Raw genomic sequence first — 16782 nt, 5'->3', positions numbered from 1 at the left:
ATGTGAAAGGAGACGGTGCCCACCGGGGGATGGTGGGCACCGTGGGATGGGCGAGAGCGACACCGAACGGGGTGATGTCCTCTACGTCCCCGACATGGGGTGTCGTCTAGTGGGAGATGTCGTCCGGGCCGCGGAGGGGACCGTGGTAGAACTCGTGGCTCGGCTCGTCGTCGGGCACCGCCGGGTAGGTGGGGCCGTCCTCACCGGCCGCGCGTGCGGCGGCGATGGGGATGTCGAGAGCGCTCATCGTCTGGGTGACCCGGTTGCGCAGGTCGGGGAGCATCGCGTACAGCACGTCGCCGGGGCAGGCGGTGGCGTTGAAGTCCCGGTGGCCGACGATCGCGCTCGGGTTGAGACCGTAGGCGCCGCACAGCCAGGCCAGGGTCTCCACCAGGGAGTCGGTCAGGGCCTGGGTCGGGCTCGCGCTCGTGTAGGTGCCCTCGTTCTCGATGCCGATGGCCGAGCTGTTGTAGTTGGCCACGTGGGTGCCCACGACGTGCTGACCGGCCGCGATGGCCTCGGGGGTGCGGTCACGGCCCTCCATCACGTACCCACCGCGGCTGATGGTGAGCTGCTGGCCGGCGTCGATCCAGCCGTTGGTGTCCATGTGGTGGTTCTGGATCGACTTGGACAGGTTCAGTCCGTGGTCGAGCGAGTAGTCGGTGCTGTTGGGCGTGGCGGTGTGGTGGACCACGATGTAGGTCGGCGCGTTGGCCAGCACCTGGATGGGCGAGCGAGGTGCGCGGGCGTTCCAGGCGCCGCGCCAGTAGAGCTCCGGGGCGGCCGCCTGGATGGGGTTGCTCGGTTGCGCGGAGGCGGCGGTGGCGCCCAGCGTGCCGAGGGAGCCTCCGAGGAGGGCCACGCCCGAGGTGAGGGCGGCCCCGCGCAGGAGGGAACGCCTGTTCGGACCGGACCGGGGGATGTTGGTCATGGGTGTCCTTCGCGATCGTCGTTAATTACTTACCAGTTCATAAAAGAACATGGAGAAGCTTGACGCGCAAAGGGTCGAGCCGTGAATTCCGGTGACCGGTTCTGGTCAAAGAATTCACCGGTCGCCCCCATGGCCGAATTTCGTCGGGTGTTGTAACGAGGCTCGAAGGATCCGCTGTGGGTCCGAGCCCAGCGGCCCCCGGAGAGGGGCTCCGGCCGGACGTCGGCATCCACCGAACGGTGGATGACACGGGTCCGTCGCATCGGTGCCGAACAGGGGCCACACGGGCGATCCGGGAAGAGCCCGTGCCGACCAGGCTTGTGGGCATGGCAGTCATCGAAGTCGACGAACTCTGCAAGAAGTACGACGATCACGTGGTCCTGGACCGGGTCTCCTTCTCCGTGGAGAAGGGAGAGGTGTTCGGGATCCTCGGCCCCAACGGCGCGGGCAAGACCACCGCCGTGGAGTGTGTGGAAGGCCTGCGCCGCCCCGACTCCGGAACGATCCGGGTGCTCGGATCCGACCCCATCGACCAGAGCCTGGAGCTGCGCGAACGCATCGGTGTGCAACTACAGCACACCCGACTCCCCGAGACCATCAAGGTGTGGGAGGCGCTGGATCTGTACGCCTCCTTCTACTCCCGCCCCAGGGACTGGCGGGAGCTGCTGGAGTGGTGGGGACTCGCCGAGCAGCGCGACACACGCTTCGGCAGGCTCTCCGGCGGGCAGAAGCAGCGCTTGTTCATCGCCTTGGCGTTGGTCGGGGACCCCGAGGTCGCGTTCCTGGACGAACTCACCACCGGACTCGACCCGCAGGCTCGCCGGGCCACCTGGGAGCTGGTCGAACGGGTCCGCGCCGAGGGGGTGACGGTCGTACTCGTCAGCCACTTCATGGACGAGGTGGAGGAACTGTGCGACCGGGTGGCGGTCTTCGATCGTGGCCGTGTCGTCGCCCTCGACACCCTCGCGGGGCTGATCGACCGGGTCGACCCCGAGTACCGGATGGGATTCCGGCTGATGGACGGGGGAGCTTCCCCGGCCTCGGCGCCGGAGGCCCTGCTCGGGAACCTACCGGGGGTGGGCTCGGTCTCCCGCACCGACGACCGGGTCGAACTGGTGGGACGCGGCGACTTCGCCACCGAGGTCACCGCTGCCCTGGCCCGCGAACGCCTCCTCGTCGCCGACCTGCGTATCGACGGTCGCAGCCTCGACGACGCCTTCATCGCCCTGACCGGGCACTCCTTTCGAGCCACGGAGAACGGGGACGGATCATGAAGAGCCTCACCAAGCTCACCACCGTCGAGACCAAGCTGCTGGTCCGCGAACCCGGCGCCGTGTTCAGCCTGCTCATCCCCCTGTTCATCCTGTTGGCGTTCGGCGGTTCCATCACCGAGGGGGACACGGTCCTGCTTCCGATGGCGGTCACCATGGCGATCGCCATGGTGGGCGTGTACCTGCTGCCCACCACCCTGGCCACCTACCGCGAACACGGGATCCTGCGCCGGCTCTCGGTCACCCCGGTGCGCCCGGGGAACCTGCTCACCGTGCAGATCCTGCTCCAGCTCGTCCTCACGGTGCTGGCGGTCGTACTCCTGCTGGTGGTCGGCACGGGGTTCCTGGGTGCGGTCGTCCCCTCGGGCACCGCCTTCGCCGTGGCGTTCGCCCTGGGGGTGGCGTCGACCTTCGCCATCGGCCTGCTCCTCGCGGCGCTCGCCCCGAACGGGCGGTCGGCCAACGGGTTCGGCGTGCTGCTCTTCTTCCCCATGTCCTACCTCGCCGGGCTCATGCAGCCCCCCGAGTACATGCCGGAACCGTTGGCGGTCGCCGGCCGGTTCACCCCGTTGGGCGCGATGCGGGAGAGTTTCCACTCCGCCTGGTCGAATGGGATCCTCGAACCGCTGCCCCTGATCACCATGGCGGCGTACGCGGTGGTCCTCAGCGCCCTCGCGGCCAGGTACTTCCGCTGGGAGTGAGCATGGAGAACACCTCGGAGCACGATCTCGACCTGCGGGAGCGTCGGTTGGGACGGCTCATCGCCGTCGCTCCGTTCGCCCTGTTGGCCGCCTCCACGGTGTTGGCGTTCACCACCGGCGACGTACAGTGGCCGAGCCCGCGGACACTCGCTCTGGTCGCGCTCACCGCCCTGCTGCTGTGGACGGTGAGCGGTCGTCGCCACGTGTGGGTCGACCGGACGGGTGTGGCGATCGCCTTCATCGCCGCGCTGATCGTGATGATCGCGGTCCTCGGTGTGATCAGTGTCTGGTTCGCGGGGTTCTTCGGCTTCATCGGTTACGTGTACTCCTGGTGGCTCCTCACGGGCGCCTGGCGGTACCTGGGGGTGCTCGCCACCGCTCTGGCGACCGTCGACGCGTACATCGGTGGGCCTTTGACCCTCGCTCCCGGCCCGCTTCTCCTACGCCTGTCGTTCGTGGTGACCATCGTCGTGATGGTCGTGGTGTTCAGCCACCTGGGCGAGGTCACCGAGCAGCGCAGCGCCGAACGCGAGCAGATGGTGCGGCGACTGCGCGAGACCATCCGGGAGAACGAGGGACTGCACGCTCAACTCTTGGTCCAGGCGCGCGAAGCCGGTGTGCTCGACGAACGCCGACGCATCGCCCGAGAGATCCACGACACCCTCGCCCAGGGGTTCGTCGGGATCATCACCCAGCTCCAGTCCGCCGAACGGGCGGCGGAGGCGGGGGAGTGGCGGTCCCGCGTCGACAACGCCCTGCGGCTGGCCCGCGAGAACCTGACGGAGGCGCGCAGGTCCGTGGACGCGCTCGGACCGGCGCCCCTGGAATCGGCGGCGTTGCCCGAGGCCCTGTCCGACCTCACCGCCCGCTGGTCGCGTCTGTACGGGGTGCGCGCGGACTTCACCGACACCGGTGAGGCCCGGCCCCTGCGCGACGAGGTGGAGGCCGCCCTGCTCCGCGTGGTGCAGGAGGCCCTGGCCAACGTGACCAAGCACGCCCGTGCCGAACGCGTGGGGGTGACCCTGTCGTACATGGAGGACGTGGTCGCCTTGGACGTGCGCGACGACGGTGTGGGCTTCGATCCCGAGCGGTGCCCTGCACCGCGCCTCGACGGCGCGTCCGACCGAGCGCGCGGCGGCTTCGGTCTGACGTCCATGCGGCAGCGCGTGTCCGGCCTGTCCGGGACCCTGGAGATCGAGTCCGAACCCGGTGCCGGGACGGCGATCTCCGTGGTCGTCCCGGCCGCTTCAGAGGGAGAACACTGGTGACCGACCGGCCCATCCGCCTCCTCATCACCGACGACCACCCCGTCGTCCGCGATGGCATCCGAGGCATGTTCGCCGCGGACCCGGGGTTCGACGTGGTCGGAGAGGCATCCGACGGGGCGCGGGCGGTCGAACTGGCCCGGTCGCTGGAGCCCGACGTGATCCTCATGGACCTGCGCATGCCCGACACGAGCGGTGTCGATGCCATCCGGGAACTGGTCCGACTGGGCGTTCCGTCCCGTGTGCTGGTGCTGACCACCTATGCCACCGACAGCGACGTCGGCCCGGCCATCGAGGCCGGGGCCACCGGCTACCTCCTCAAGGACGCGCTGCCCGAGGAACTGACCCGAGCCGTCCGTTCGGCCGCGCGCGGGGAGACGGTGCTCTCCCCATCGGTGGCGACCCGACTCGTGGGCCGGATGCGCTCACCTTCGGTGTCCCTGAGCGACCGTGAACTGGAGATCCTCCGGCTCATCGCCGACGGGTCCACCAACCGGGGGGCGGCGGCACGCCTGTTCATCAGCGAGGCCACCGTCAAGACGCACGTGCTCCACATCTACGCCAAGCTCGGGGTCAACGACCGCGCGGCCGCGGTGGCCGCGGGCTTCCGCCGAGGCCTGCTCGACGTATCGGACGGCTGATCTCGTCTCGGCCCCGGAGAGGGGACGGAGTGGGCGTGGCCGTGGACGGTGGCGTCCTCGGTGACGCGGACCGTCCGGTTCCGGGCGTCCAGGGAGTTCAGGGCGAACCACTCGTCGGCGTTGGTGCCGGTGGGGCGGCGGCGGGGTCGTGTACGTTCATCGACGTGTGTCGAACCGAGTGAAAAAATACACGTTGAGAATATTTGCGCGTCCTGAAAAAATCAGCAGTGTGCAAGGAGGGCCGATGGGGCTGCGGGAGCGAAAGAAGCAGGCCACGAGGCGTGCCCTCCAGGGTGCCGCGGTCAGGCTCACCCTGGAGCGCGGACTGGAGAAGGTGACGGTCGAGGAGATCGCGGCCGAGGCCGACGTCTCCGCCCGTACCTTCTTCAACTACTTCGCCACCAAAGAGGACGCCCTCATCGGTGACGCCCCCATCAGCCCGGACGAGGCGGATCGGGAGGAGTTCATCGAGGGTGGTCCCACGGGCGACTTCTCCGAGGACCTCGTCCACCTCCTCATCAACTCCCTGGCCGGCCCCGGCGGCCTCGCCGCCCACCGGGCCGAGGCGACCCAGCGCAAGGAACTCCTGGACCGGGAGCCCCAACTGCTGCCCGTCTTCCTCGGTCGCCTCCACAGCGCCGAGCAGGGGCTGGCCACCGCGGTCGCCCAGCGGACCGGGGCGCCCGAGGACGACTTCCGCTCCCAGGTGATCGCCGGCGCGGCCATGTCCGTCATCCGGCACACCGTGAAGCGGGTCCCCTACGGGGACGCCGGGGACATCGAGGCGGCGCGCGATCTGTTCCGGAAGGCGTTCGTGAACCTGGGCGAGGCCTTCGGGGCGACGGATTGATCCCGGTCTCCCCTTTTTGGAGGTTGTGGCTCAAGTCATGGAACGCGCTTGTGTCCCGTTTCGTCCCATTAATAGGGGTTTTGCCTCGGTGAGGGCCCTCCCCCTGAGGGCCCGGGGCGGAAGTCAGGGGACGCCCAGGGCTGTCCCCGATGGGAACTGTCGCAAGGAACGGGCACGCTGGAACCATGAGCGAGAACTTCGGGAGCAAGCGACTCCAACGCAGCGAATCCGACCGTTTCCTGACCGGTGTCTGTGGCGGTATCGCCACCTACACGGGGATCGACTCCACGCTGGTGCGCGTCCTCTTCGCCGTCTTCACCCTGCTCGGCTTCAGCGGTGTGTTCGTCTACATCGTGGCCTGGCTGATCATGCCGTCACAGAGCGAGCAGCGTTCACTGCTGGAGCAGATCGTCCGTAACTTCCAAGGAAAGGAGAGCCGGAACTGATGATGTGGACCTTGAGGGCACACCCGGACTGGCACCGGAGGGACCCCCGGTGCCCGCGCGAGGAGCACGAGACCGAGGAGGTCCGTGACCACGCCTCGGACCACGGTTCGGGGGAACAGTGACCGACACGGCCGGAGACGACGGAGACGGGCGCGCCTCCTAGGGAGAGCGTTCCGACTCCGTCGCCTCCATGCGGGCGATCGTCCGACCGGCCATCCGGGACCACCGGGCCGCCAGGAACGCGGCGCTCAGCACACCGAGCACACCCGCCCAGGCGATGACCGGACCGGTACCGAAGGACTCCACGAAGTAGCTGGCGATCAGGATGCCGATCCCCTGGGCCACCTGAAGTCCGGAGGCGGCGAGCCCGAACGCTTGTGCACGCCCCTCCTGTGGCACGCACAGCACGAACGCGGCGTTGGCAACGAACTGGTAGGAACCCGCCGCTCCGCACGCGATCAGGGCGACCACCATCAGCCACAGTGGCGCCTCGAAGAACCACAGCAGGAGCGGCACCGACGTCAGTACGGCGAGCGGGCCGAGCAGCCGCATCCGCGTCGGTGGTGGCACCAGACGGGTGAGGATCAGACCACCGAACAGGGCGCCGATCGACGCGCCGGCCATGATGAACCCGGTCGCCGTCGCGCCGGCACCCGCCTCGTCGGCCATGGGTGTGGCCAGACCGTAGGGGATTCCGTACAGCCCGGCGAGCCAGGCGAGCAGGACGAGCGTGCGCAGCTTGGCGTCGGTGAAGACCAGCTTCGCACCGTCCCGGAACATCGACAGCAGGCCGGGGCGCTTGGGCGCCTCCGTGTCATCGGCGCCCCCTTCCGGTTCGGGCAGGGGACGGGCCCGGACGCCGAACAGCACGATGAGCGCGGACAGCGCGAACAACAGGCCGGTGCCCATCACGGTGATGTTGGGACCGATGAACGACACGATCACGCCGCCCGCGATGAGGCCGAGGAGCATGCCGAGCTGGGCGGTCAGCTGGATGATCGTGGTACTGGCGACGTAGCGTTCGCCCTGGATGATCTGGGTGAGCAGCGCGGCGCGTGCGGCGGCGAAGGGGATCCCCGGTAGCACTACGAGGAACATCAGTGCCCAGACCGCCCAGACCGGCATCCCCGGCACGCCGATGAGGACGATGACCGCGGCCCTGAGGACGTCACAGGCGATCATCACCCGGCGACGAGGCAGGATGTCGGCGAGTCCGGACAGGAGCGGGCCGCCGATCAGCGGTGGCAGGAAGTTCAGGGCGAGGGTGATCCCCGCGGCGAACGCGGACTCGGTCACGTGGTAGACCAGCAGCGAGGTCGCGATGTTCAGCAGGTTGGTACCGACCACGGACAGGGCGTGGGCGAGCCACATGGAGCGGAACTCACCGATGGCCATGACGTCGCGGTAACTGCGCCGCCACTCGTTCTTCCGGGCCTCCTGAGCCGCCGAGGACCCGTGGTCCTCGTTGTCGGGGGCATCGTCGATGCTCGGATTGCCCACGGGGCACTCCCTACTGTTACAGGGTTGAAATCACGCTGTGTCGTGTCCCAATGACCAACGGTTCCGGATGGTGGGCGACCTGGCAAGTCGTTCGGGGAAATTCGTATCTGATTCGTTGCTCCGGGTAATGCCCCCGAATGGGATTCGGCGATGTGCCGGCGAGTCTACGCGCGGATTGTCTTCCCAGGTCGCTCCTTGTGAAGTGGAGTGGGGAAGGGTGTGCTGGAACGCCGGGTCGAAGGCGAGTGGAGTTTTCCAGGGGGCCTTTCCGTCGACGGTCCGTGGTCCCCCTGGAACGGCGTTCCGACGTCGCGCCGACCGCTCATCCCCAACCGAGCTCGGTCAGACGCGAGTCGTCGATGCCGAAGTGGTGCGCGATCTCGTGGACCACGGTCACCAGTACCTCGTGGACCACCTCGTCCGGTGTCTCGACGATCGCGCAGATGTTGCGTCGGTAGATGAAGATCTGATCCGGTAGCACCCCGAAGTAGGAATCGCCCCGCTCGGTGAGCGGGATCCCCTCGTACAACCCGAGCAGTCCCTCCGGAGACTCGTCCTCGACCGTGATGACCACGTTGTCCATCAGTCGGGAGAGCTCGGGCGGGATCTGGTCCAGGGCGTCGGCCACCAGTTCCTCGAAGTCCCTGCGCGTCAGTTCGACCACACCCGTCATTGTGGTGCCTTCGGGCGGTCGTGAGGAAGAGACATAACACTCTGGTCGGGATGAAGCATTGGGAACGGTCCGCGACGACGGCATGATGGGGGTGTGTTGTCACAGATCCGCGCATTCGACTTCCGTGGTGCCCTCGACCGCTCCCGTGCGAGCCTCGGACGTTCACGCGCCGCCCTCGCGCGATGGCGCACCGGGCGTCTGTGGCGCTGGGGCTGTGTCGTGGTGGCGGGTCTCCTCGGCGGCTGGCTCGGTCTGGCTCTGGGCGGACAGGTGGTCACCCCCATCGGTCCCGCGGACGTCACTTTCTCGCTGAGCCCCCAGTGGCACGGGGAGACGGTGGTCGACGTCGCTCCCCTCGGGCAGTTGGCCTTCGACACCCACACCGCCCCGTTGCGGATCGAAGCGGCCATCACCGAGATCCGCAGCTCCGCGGCCCAGGAGATGTTCACCGACCCGGAGGCCATCGACCGGATGGCCGCGGGCATCGGAGCCGACCTCACCAGCGGCGTGACCGCCCTGGTGTTGCGCTCGCTCCTCGCGGCGACCCTCGGCGCGGCCTTGATGGGGCTGCTGCTGTTCCGTAACGCCTGGCGAGCCCTGGCGAGCGCCGCGACCTCCGTCGTCGTCCTGGCGGGGATCGGTGGTGTGGCGGCTTTGACGTTCAACCCCAGCGCCATCGTCCAACCGCGCTTCACCGGCCTCATCGGGGAGGCCCCGGCGGTGGTCGGCAGCGTCGACGACGTCGTAGGACGGTTCACCGAGTACCAGGAGCAGCTCGCCGGACTCGTCGGCAACGTGGCGATGATCTACCAGGCCACCTCGTCTCTGCCGACCTATGAGGAGGACGAGTCGGTCATCCGGGTACTGCACGTGTCCGACATCCAGCTGAACCCGGCTTCGTGGAGCATCATCGGCACCCTGCGGGAGCAGTACGGGGCGGACGTGATCGTGGACTCCGGCGACCTCACCGAACGCGGCAGCGCGGCGGAGGACGTCTTCGCCGATGAGATCGGCAAGCTCGACGTGCCCTACGTGTGGGTGCGCGGTCAGCACGACTCGGTGGGTACCCAGCGGGCGGTGGAGGCCCAGCCCAACGCGGTGGTCCTGGACGGGGACACCGAGGAGGTCGGCGGGCTCACCTTCTTCGGCGCCGGCGACCCCAGGTTCGTTCCGGACGCCACCCGGCTCAACCCCGACGAGGCCGACGTGAGGGAGCTCGGGGAGAAACAGGCGGCCTCGGTCGAGGGCGGCGACACCGACGTCGACGTCGCGGTCCTGCACACCCAGACCCAAGCGCGGCCGTTCGACGGGGTGGTGCCCCTCGCACTGGCGGGTAACGAGCACACGCGGTCCACCGAGCTCACCCAGGAGGGCACCAGGTTCCTCGTTCAGGGTTCGACGGGCGGCGCCGGCTTGAGCGGGCTCGATCACGGCACGGACCGGCCCACGCCCTACCAGGCGTCAGTGTTGTACTTCGACGCCGAGACCGGCCGCCTCCAGGCGCGCGACGACATCGACCTCGGCGGTGTCGGTCTCACGTCCGCGCAGGTCGAGCGGCACATCGAGGAGGACCCCGACCGGGTCGTCGGCGAGGAGGAGGAAACCGAAGAGGAGGAGGCCACGCCCTGACCCGGAAGCCCCCGGTCGGCGGGGGTGTCGATCGGTCCGGACATTCACTTTGGCGTTGGTGGAATTCTCCCCTATGCTTGGGACGTCTACACGGGCCCCCATCGTCTAGCGGCCCAGGACGCCGCCCTTTCAAGGCGGTAGCGCGGGTTCGAATCCCGTTGGGGGTACGAAGCGGTCAGACCACTGCCGGGCATCTGGCAGAATGGGAACCGCAGCGAAGCACCGGGCCCGATCAGCTCGGTGTGACAACTGAACAAGGTCCTGTGGAGCAGTTAGGAGTGCTCGCCACCCTGTCAAGGTGGAGGCCGCGGGTTCAAATCCCGTCAGGACCGCAAGCGTCGCCGATCGGCGCCGCGGCTAGGTAGCTCAGTTGGTACGAGCGTCCGCCTGAAAAGCGGAAGGTCGGCGGTTCGACCCCGCCCCTAGCCACACATCAGGACCAGCATCAAGGCCCGGAGGCCCTTTGGCTCCGGGCTTTTTGGCGTCGAGCGAGGAATCGCTCGCTTCCCGGGCGTCCTAGGTCGCGAACGTAAGCGTTCTAGTACGCTTGCCGTGTTCGCCATCAAGGAGCCGGCCGTGTCCCCTCAGGTTCAACGCACCGATCCGCCCTACCTACAGGTCGCCGAGCACATCAGGGCCGAGATCGAGTCCGGTGCCCTTCCCGACGGGGAGAAGATCGACTCGGTGCGCACCATCAGTGCCAAGTGGAAGATCTCGCTCGCCACCGCGACCAAGGTCGTCGGGGTGCTCAAGGCCGAAGGCCTGGTTCGGGGCGAACCCGGCCGGGGGACCATCGTCACCCGTGACCAGGCGGCGGCCAGCGCCCGGGACCGGGTGGTGCACAGCCTCCAGGGCAGGATCTACGCGGATCACGAGCGGGCCGAGGTCCACGCGGCCGAGTTGGTGCCGGCCCCTGAGGCGATCGCGGACGCCCTGGGCGTTCCTGTGGGGACCGACGTCATCCGGCGTCGGAGGGTCGCCTTCCGAGACGACGTGCCCTCTTCGGTCAGTACGTCCTGGTTCAAGGGCGAGCTGGCGGCCAAGGCTCCACTGCTGCTGGAGGTGGAACGGCTGCCCCAGGGAACCCCCAAGTACGTGGAGGAGACCGCGGGACTCGCCCCCGCCGCCGGCAAGGACCAACTTCGCGCCGACATCGCCTCGCAAGAGGACTCCGCGGCCTTGAACATCCCGCTGGGTTCCCCGGTGCTGCGCAAACAGAACTGGGTGCTCGACGCCGAGGGCGACGTGATCGAGTTCGGCCGGTCCGTCTCCGTCGCCCGCCGCTGGACCACCTACGACTACGAGATCTCCAGGTAGGAGCGACATGGAACTGCTGCACTCGGGCAAGGTACGCGACGTCTACGCCGACGGTGACGACCTCATCCTGGTGGCCTCGGACCGCGTGAGCGTCTACGACGTCGTGCTGCCCACCCCGGTCCCCGACAAGGGCAAGATCCTCACCCGGCTGTCGCTGTGGTGGTTCGAGCAGCTCGCCGACGTGGTGCCCAACCACGTCGTCTCCGCCACCGACGTGCCCGAGGAATGGGCCGGCCGCGCGGTGCGCTGCCAGAAGCTCACCATGCTGCCGGTGGAGTGGATCGCCCGCGGCTACCTCGCCGGTCTGGGACTGAAGGAGTACGAGAAGCAGGGCACGGTCTCGGGGATCAAGCTTCCTGAAGGCCTGGTGGAGGCGTCCGAACTCCCCGAACCGATCTTCACCCCCACCACCAAGGCGACCGAGGGGCACGACGAGTTCATCACCTTCGCGGACGTGGTCGAGGAGATCGGTCAGGAGACCGCTGACCGCCTGCGTGCGGTGACCCTGGACGTGTACAAGCGCGGTGCGGAGATCGCCGCCGAGCGCGGCGTCATCATCGCCGACACCAAGCTGGAGTTCGGCCGTGCGGCGGACGGCACCCTCGTGCTCGCCGACGAGGTGTTGACCTCCGACTCCTCGCGGTTCTGGCCCGCCGACGACTGGCGGCCGGGCAGGCCCCAGCACGCGTTCGACAAGCAGTTCGTGCGGGACTGGTCGAGCACGGTGACCGACTGGGACCGCACACCGCCCGGCCCCGAGATCCCCGATGAGGTCGTGGCGGCGACCCGGGCCCGGTACATCGAGGTCTACGAGCGGATCACCGGCGAGCGCTGGGAAGCGTGATCTCGGAAGGCCACGTCCGAGAACCGAACGGGTCGAAGTGGGATCTCCTGATCGAAGACCCTTGACCCCGGGAGGTCCCATGGCGAAACGGGAAGGCCCCGACGAACTCCGGAAGCGGCTGGATCGGTTGGAACGACTGACGTGGCGGCTCGACGCGGACGAACGCAGACTCCGTCTGGGCACGGCCGCCATGGTGGTCGGTGCCGTGGCGTTGTTCATGTCGTTCGCGCTGCCGTGGTTGCGCGGACCACGGAGGGACGGGTCCGGGTTCGACGTTTCACCGACCCTGGGCTCTGAGGACTTCCCCTTGCGGCTGGAACCCAGGGGCCTGATGACCGGATGGGAGATGTTCGGGGCCGCCATCACCGACACCAGGGCGATCCTCGCCGTCTTCGTCGCGGTCGTGCTGATCCTGGCGCTGACCCTGTACGCACTGATATCGGACGACCGACGCTTCCACCTCGCCGTGCAGGTCTGCGCGTTCCCCACACCGTTCCTGCTGCCGATGGTCTGGCCGACCGACCCCGAGAGCTCCGTCGTCGTGGGGCCTGGCGCGATCGTGGCCTTTTTGGCCTGTCTGATGGTCGGAACGGGCGCGACCCTGGCAAAACCGGACGACTAGTGCCGTGTCGGGGTGAACCTTGGCTGATGCGTACCTAACCTCTGTGGTCAGTACGACTAGGGCGTTTTCCGTGGATGCTTTCGGTTGATTCGGCGCTTGCGCCGATCGACGCGAGCGGCCTCCATGCAACCTCTCGCAAGACGAGGAGCGAAGGTATGCCCGGGTTCGGCTGTCCGAGCGAAGTCGGCGCAGCGAGAGGCGGCCTGGTGGTCGCGAGCCCGGAATGATCCGCGGAACACGTCCTAGCTCCAGGTGACTCCGTGCCAGCTGACGTGGTGGTCGGTGTGGTCGGAGTCCTTCGTGCACCAGTAGGTGGTGCCCTCGCGCAGCAGGAACCGATCGCACGCGATGCCCACGGCGCGGTCCTCGGCGAGGCGGCGCAGGACGGTTTGGTCGTCGTCGAACCCGTCGACGTGGGCCAGACCGTCCAGCAGTAGCTCCTGCCGGGACAGGTAGGGCGACTCCGGGAGGGGAAGGCGGATGACCATGGCGGTGGCGTTGTCGCCGCTCTCCGCTTCGCGGGCGGCGTCCACCAACACCTGGGCCAGGACGTCCGGGGTGTGCGCGTGGTCGGTGACCAGTTCGGCCAGCAGGAGTTCGTCGACGTGGTCGTGGACCCCGTCGGTGGTGAACAGCACCAGTTCCGCCGGGGGAGCGGTCGCGGTGCCGATGTCGGCGAGGGCAGCGGTGGCGACCGAGGTGGTGAGCGCGTTGTCGCCGGCCCGCGCCAGGTCCTCCGCCACGTACCGGTCCCGCAACCGCTGCCCGAAGGTGTGGTCGTGGGTGTGCCGGCGCAACCCGTCGCCGGGTGACCAGGTCCAGAGCCGGCAGTCGCCGACCCAGGCGACGTCGATGGGGTCGTCGGGGGCGTCCTGGCGCGCGTGCACCATCACGCAGTCGGCTCCCGGGTGGGCGAGGGAGATCGCGCCTGTGGCGGCGAGAACGGCGTCCAAGGCCTCGCCGCCGGCCTCTATGGCGGTGACGGCGGCGAGTACGGCGGCCTCACGGGTGCGAGGGTGTTCGCCGAAGCCGTCGGCCAGGGACGCGCGCCAGCCGCCGGAGGCGTCGGCTACCTGGTGCGCGTACGCGTCCTGTTGGTGTTCCCGAGGCCCCTGGTCGGAGTCGGCGGCGATGACGGGTGTGTGCATTCGCGCTCCTCTCCCGGTGGTGGGGTCCGGGGAGATGCTCCTCAGGGGTGGTTTGGTTCGCGGTCACCGGACACGAGATCGTGGACGGACCACTTCCGACGAGTCGAGGAGACCCTTCCGTGAGGTCCAACGATCAGGAACAGCCGAGCGAGACCGAGCGCCTGCGCGTTCGGGTCAACCGCTTGGAGATGCGTTTGCAGAGGCTGAACGGCGACGCTCCGTCGGACCGGACGACGGCCGCCGCGTTCCTCGGTGGCACCGTCGCCCTGTTCCTGTCGCCGGCCCTGCCCTGGATCCGTGAAGGTGGGGGTTTTCGCGTCTTCGATGATGCTGTGGACGCGCTGGAGCCGACCGGCTACTCGACGGGCTGGGACGTGTTGTGGGGAGCGCTCGCCGAGGGGCATGGGCTCTTCTTCCTGAGCCTGGCCCTCCTCCTGATCCAGGTCGGCTTCGCGGTGGGCTGTCACTTCGGGCAGAGCGGCTTTCGGCTCGTGACGTTGATGGTGCTGTGCGGTCTGGTCCCGTTCCTGTCCTTCGTGGCCTGGTTCTGGGCGGGGGTCCCGGACGAGGACGTGGCGCCGGGGTCCGGAGTGTTCGTCATGCTGGTGGCCAGTGCCGTGCTCGGCTGGGCGGCCTATCGTTCCTGGCATGAGGACCACGTGGTCTCGCGGTCCTCGCGCCACTCGTGAGGCGTGCTTTGTCGGGTAGTGTCCGTTGGCGTGAACCACGCGACCGCCGCTGACGGAACCCGCATTCGGTACGACGTCCACGGATCGGGTGAGCCGCTGCTGCTCATCCACGGACAATCCCTCGACCACACCATGTGGGAGGGGGTGTACGCCGATCTGGCCGAGCGTCACCGGGTGATCCTGATGGACATGCGCGGCAGTGGCGGCAGCGACGTTCCCCTCGACCGCCCCTACAGCATGGAACTGCTGGCCCACGATGCCTTGGCCGTCCTGGACGCCGAGAGCGTTGAACGCGCCCACGTGTACGGTTTCTCCATGGGCGGAAAGATCGCCCAGACGCTCGCCTCGATCGCGCCCGACCGGGTCGGTGCGCTGGTCCTGGGCGCCACCGCGCCGGGCGGGAGCAACGAGGTCGAGCGCCCGCACCACGCGTCGATCGCCCTGCGCAAAGCCAACACCGAGGAGGGACGCGGCCTCATCGCGCACCTGTTCTACTCACCCTCGTGGGCCGACGCGAACCCCGAGACGGTGTCCCGGATCGTGCCGCGTAACCCGCTGCGTGCCCAGCGCCGCCACTACGAGGCGAGCATGAAGCACGACGGCTGGGACCTGTTGCCGCGCATCCAGGCGCCCACCCTGGTCGTGCACGGTGAGGACGACGAGCTCACCCCCGTGGCCAACGCCGAACTGCTCGCCCAACGCATCCCGAACGCCCGACTGCTGGTCCTGCCCGGCGCCCGTCACGGTTACCTGCACGAGGCGGTCCCCAAGGCGACCGATGCCGTCCGCGACTTCCTCGCCCAACACCCGCTCTCCGGGCTCAACGGAGATACCGGACAAGGGAGCTCCTGAGGGCTCAGGCGGGCGGGGGGAAGTCGGACCGCAACCGGTCCAGCATGCGACGGTCCTTCTTGGTGGGCCGACCGGCGCCGCGATCGCGCCGGATCACCGGCCCTCGGGCCTCCGGCGGTGGGGCCGGAGTGCGGTCCTCATAGCAGCGGACCGCGACGGACGCCCCGACCCTCTTGACGATGACGTGTGTCACGTCCACGATCCGGGTGGTGCCGTGCAGGCGCACCCGCACCTGGTCGCCCGCCTTGACCGTCGTGGCCGGTTTGGCCGGTCGGTCGTTGACGCGAACATGCCCGCCACGGCAGGCCTGCGCCGAATCGGAGCGGGTTTTGGTGAGGCGTACCGCCCACAGCCAACGGTCCACCCGCGTGGAGTCGGGGCCGGTGGGAAGGGGGGCGGACTGCTCGCTCACGCAAGGTCCTCTCGTCGGTCGCGGGTACTTTCGAACCACTTTAGGGCGACGGCGGTACGAAGTACTCCGGAGTCGCGCTAGAGTTGTGAACGCAACGAGGTCCTGTGGAGCAGTTAGGAGTGCTCGCCACCCTGTCAAGGTGGAGGCCGCGGGTTCAAATCCCGTCAGGACCGCATCATCGAAGGCCCGGTGTCCCTCAGACACCGGGCCTTCGGCGTTGTGGGGACGTTGTCGTCTGGACGGGGGACGTTTGTGAGTTACCGGTACGCCACTGAGCGTACGGACCACTCCGCGCTGGCGAGTGGACAGGTTCTGCGGTCTGCGCCGGGTTTCCCCGGCTTCCCCGTCCGATTGGCCAGCGAACTCCTTCAACGTGCGATGGTGCACCTCGGCCACGAGCGGGCCCGCCTGTGGGACCCCTGCTGCGGTAGCGGCTACCTGGTCACGGTCCTGGGTCTGCTCCACCGCGACCTGTTGGTCCACGTACGGGCCTCGGACGTGGACCCCGACGCCGTCGCCATCGCCGCCCGCAACCTCGAACTCCTCACCGCCGAAGGGCTGGCCGAACGTGAGCGCGAGCTACGCCGCTCGGCCCTCGACTTCGGTCGTGTCGCCTACGTGGAACGCGCCGAGGCAGCCCGCGACCTCGCCGCGGGGCTGGCCGTCACCGGGGGCGACCTCCCGCACGAGTCGGCCGTGGCCGACGTGTTCGCCCTCGCCGAGCCGGTGGACGCCGACCTCGTGGTCACCGACGTCCCCTACGGCGAGATGACCCGATGGGAGGGTGACATCCCGCAGGACCCGGTCCACGGGCTGCTCTCCTCGATGGGGCGGGTACTGCCGGAGCGCTCCGTGGTCGTGCTGACCGCGCGCACGCGCCGGGTGCAGCTGCCCGAGGGCGTGCGCGCGCTGGAACGGGTCAAGGTCGGCAACCGTTCGGCGGTCCTGGTCCGCGCCCGCGACCTCACCGGGATCTGATCCCGCCCGCCAT

19 protein-coding genes and 4 tRNA genes are annotated in these 16782 nt (G+C 68.7%); 18 read left to right on the top strand and 5 right to left on the bottom strand.

Going from position 1 to position 16782, the window contains the following annotated elements; genetic code table 11:
* Nucleotides 1-106: 106 nt before the first annotated feature.
* Complete coding sequence (locus tag NLI01S_RS19640; protein ID WP_067606739.1) at nucleotides 107-931, bottom strand: peptidoglycan recognition protein family protein; 825 nt, start codon at nucleotides 929-931, stop codon at nucleotides 107-109.
* 326 nt (nucleotides 932-1257) lie between these two features.
* Between NLI01S_RS19640 and NLI01S_RS19635 the strand changes: the two genes are divergently transcribed.
* The 7 genes from NLI01S_RS19635 to NLI01S_RS26620 all read left to right on the top strand — a co-directional run bounded on the left by NLI01S_RS19635 (nucleotide 1258) and on the right by NLI01S_RS26620 (nucleotide 6227).
* A complete protein-coding gene (locus tag NLI01S_RS19635; protein ID WP_067606738.1) occupies nucleotides 1258-2205 on the top strand; it encodes an ABC transporter ATP-binding protein in 948 nt (315 codons plus the stop codon).
* Nucleotides 2202-2903, top strand: coding sequence for an ABC transporter permease (locus tag NLI01S_RS19630; RefSeq protein ID WP_067606737.1), 702 nt, complete (start codon nucleotides 2202-2204; stop codon nucleotides 2901-2903). Before NLI01S_RS19635 ends, NLI01S_RS19630 begins: the two co-directional genes overlap by 4 nt.
* Nucleotides 2904-2905: 2 nt before the next feature.
* Nucleotides 2906-4171: a sensor histidine kinase gene (locus NLI01S_RS19625; RefSeq protein WP_067606735.1), complete on the top strand. Its 1266-nt coding sequence runs from the start codon at nucleotides 2906-2908 to the stop codon at nucleotides 4169-4171.
* Nucleotides 4168-4809 (top strand): response regulator, encoded by a 642-nt coding sequence (locus NLI01S_RS19620; protein ID WP_067606733.1) that lies wholly within the window; start codon nucleotides 4168-4170, stop codon nucleotides 4807-4809. Before NLI01S_RS19625 ends, NLI01S_RS19620 begins: the two co-directional genes overlap by 4 nt.
* 244 nt (nucleotides 4810-5053) lie before the next feature.
* A complete protein-coding gene (locus NLI01S_RS19615; RefSeq protein ID WP_067606731.1) occupies nucleotides 5054-5659 on the top strand; it encodes a TetR/AcrR family transcriptional regulator in 606 nt (201 codons plus the stop codon).
* 185 nt (nucleotides 5660-5844) lie between these two features.
* Nucleotides 5845-6105, top strand: a complete 261-nt coding sequence (locus tag NLI01S_RS19610) for a PspC domain-containing protein (protein ID WP_067606729.1) — start codon at nucleotides 5845-5847, stop codon at nucleotides 6103-6105.
* Nucleotides 6105-6227: a hypothetical protein gene (locus tag NLI01S_RS26620; RefSeq protein ID WP_263363335.1), complete on the top strand. Its 123-nt coding sequence runs from the start codon at nucleotides 6105-6107 to the stop codon at nucleotides 6225-6227. The genes NLI01S_RS19610 and NLI01S_RS26620 overlap by 1 nt, the downstream gene beginning before the upstream one ends.
* 37 nt (nucleotides 6228-6264) lie before the next feature.
* On the opposite strand, the gene NLI01S_RS19605 is transcribed toward NLI01S_RS26620, so the two are convergent.
* Complete coding sequence (locus NLI01S_RS19605; RefSeq protein ID WP_067606728.1) at nucleotides 6265-7605, bottom strand: MFS transporter; 1341 nt, start codon at nucleotides 7603-7605, stop codon at nucleotides 6265-6267.
* A 322-nt stretch (nucleotides 7606-7927) separates the two neighbouring features.
* Entirely contained in the window at nucleotides 7928-8278 is a 351-nt protein-coding gene (locus NLI01S_RS19600; protein WP_067606727.1) for a metallopeptidase family protein, read from the bottom strand.
* A 93-nt stretch (nucleotides 8279-8371) separates the two neighbouring features.
* Here NLI01S_RS19600 and NLI01S_RS19595 point away from each other — a divergent pair, with 93 nt between their 5' ends.
* From NLI01S_RS19595 to NLI01S_RS19565, 7 genes are all read left to right on the top strand, one after another.
* Complete coding sequence (locus NLI01S_RS19595) at nucleotides 8372-9907, top strand: metallophosphoesterase family protein (RefSeq protein WP_157091080.1); 1536 nt, start codon at nucleotides 8372-8374, stop codon at nucleotides 9905-9907.
* 94 nt (nucleotides 9908-10001) lie between these two features.
* Nucleotides 10002-10074: transfer RNA gene (locus NLI01S_RS19590), tRNA-Glu, on the top strand.
* A 90-nt stretch (nucleotides 10075-10164) separates the two neighbouring features.
* Nucleotides 10165-10239: transfer RNA gene (locus tag NLI01S_RS19585), tRNA-Asp, on the top strand.
* Nucleotides 10240-10262: 23 nt separating this feature from the next.
* A tRNA-Phe gene (locus tag NLI01S_RS19580) sits at nucleotides 10263-10336 on the top strand.
* A gap of 147 nt (nucleotides 10337-10483) precedes the next feature.
* On the top strand, nucleotides 10484-11224 hold the full coding sequence (locus NLI01S_RS19575; protein ID WP_067606766.1) for a GntR family transcriptional regulator: 741 nt from the start codon (nucleotides 10484-10486) through the stop codon (nucleotides 11222-11224).
* Between the two features lie 7 nt (nucleotides 11225-11231).
* Nucleotides 11232-12068 (top strand): phosphoribosylaminoimidazolesuccinocarboxamide synthase, encoded by an 837-nt coding sequence (locus tag NLI01S_RS19570; protein WP_067606726.1) that lies wholly within the window; start codon nucleotides 11232-11234, stop codon nucleotides 12066-12068.
* A 79-nt stretch (nucleotides 12069-12147) separates the two neighbouring features.
* Nucleotides 12148-12690: a hypothetical protein gene (locus NLI01S_RS19565; RefSeq protein WP_067606725.1), complete on the top strand. Its 543-nt coding sequence runs from the start codon at nucleotides 12148-12150 to the stop codon at nucleotides 12688-12690.
* Between the two features lie 242 nt (nucleotides 12691-12932).
* Here the strand turns inward: NLI01S_RS19565 and NLI01S_RS19560 are convergent, their stop codons facing one another.
* On the bottom strand, nucleotides 12933-13838 hold the full coding sequence (locus NLI01S_RS19560) for a PP2C family protein-serine/threonine phosphatase (RefSeq protein ID WP_067606722.1): 906 nt from the start codon (nucleotides 13836-13838) through the stop codon (nucleotides 12933-12935).
* Between the two features lie 119 nt (nucleotides 13839-13957).
* Here NLI01S_RS19560 and NLI01S_RS19555 point away from each other — a divergent pair, with 119 nt between their 5' ends.
* Complete coding sequence (locus tag NLI01S_RS19555) at nucleotides 13958-14527, top strand: hypothetical protein (protein WP_157091079.1); 570 nt, start codon at nucleotides 13958-13960, stop codon at nucleotides 14525-14527.
* 30 nt (nucleotides 14528-14557) lie between these two features.
* Complete coding sequence (locus tag NLI01S_RS19550) at nucleotides 14558-15379, top strand: alpha/beta fold hydrolase (protein ID WP_067606718.1); 822 nt, start codon at nucleotides 14558-14560, stop codon at nucleotides 15377-15379.
* A 4-nt stretch (nucleotides 15380-15383) separates the two neighbouring features.
* Here NLI01S_RS19550 and NLI01S_RS19545 read toward each other — a convergent pair whose 3' ends face one another.
* Nucleotides 15384-15791 carry an RNA-binding S4 domain-containing protein gene (locus tag NLI01S_RS19545; RefSeq protein ID WP_067606717.1) on the bottom strand — a complete coding sequence of 136 codons (408 nt, stop codon included), beginning with the start codon at nucleotides 15789-15791 and terminating at the stop codon, nucleotides 15384-15386.
* Between the two features lie 98 nt (nucleotides 15792-15889).
* Here NLI01S_RS19545 and NLI01S_RS19540 point away from each other — a divergent pair.
* Nucleotides 15890-15964 (top strand) — tRNA-Asp (locus NLI01S_RS19540).
* A 79-nt stretch (nucleotides 15965-16043) separates the two neighbouring features.
* Complete coding sequence (locus tag NLI01S_RS19535; protein ID WP_067606716.1) at nucleotides 16044-16769, top strand: rRNA methyltransferase; 726 nt, start codon at nucleotides 16044-16046, stop codon at nucleotides 16767-16769.
* Nucleotides 16770-16782: the final 13 nt, after the last annotated feature.

The sequence above is a fragment of the Nocardiopsis listeri NBRC 13360 genome, from assembly GCF_001570765.1.
Lineage (GTDB): Bacteria > Actinomycetota > Actinomycetes > Streptosporangiales > Streptosporangiaceae > Nocardiopsis > Nocardiopsis listeri.
This window is presented reverse-complemented; position numbering and strand designations above follow the sequence as displayed.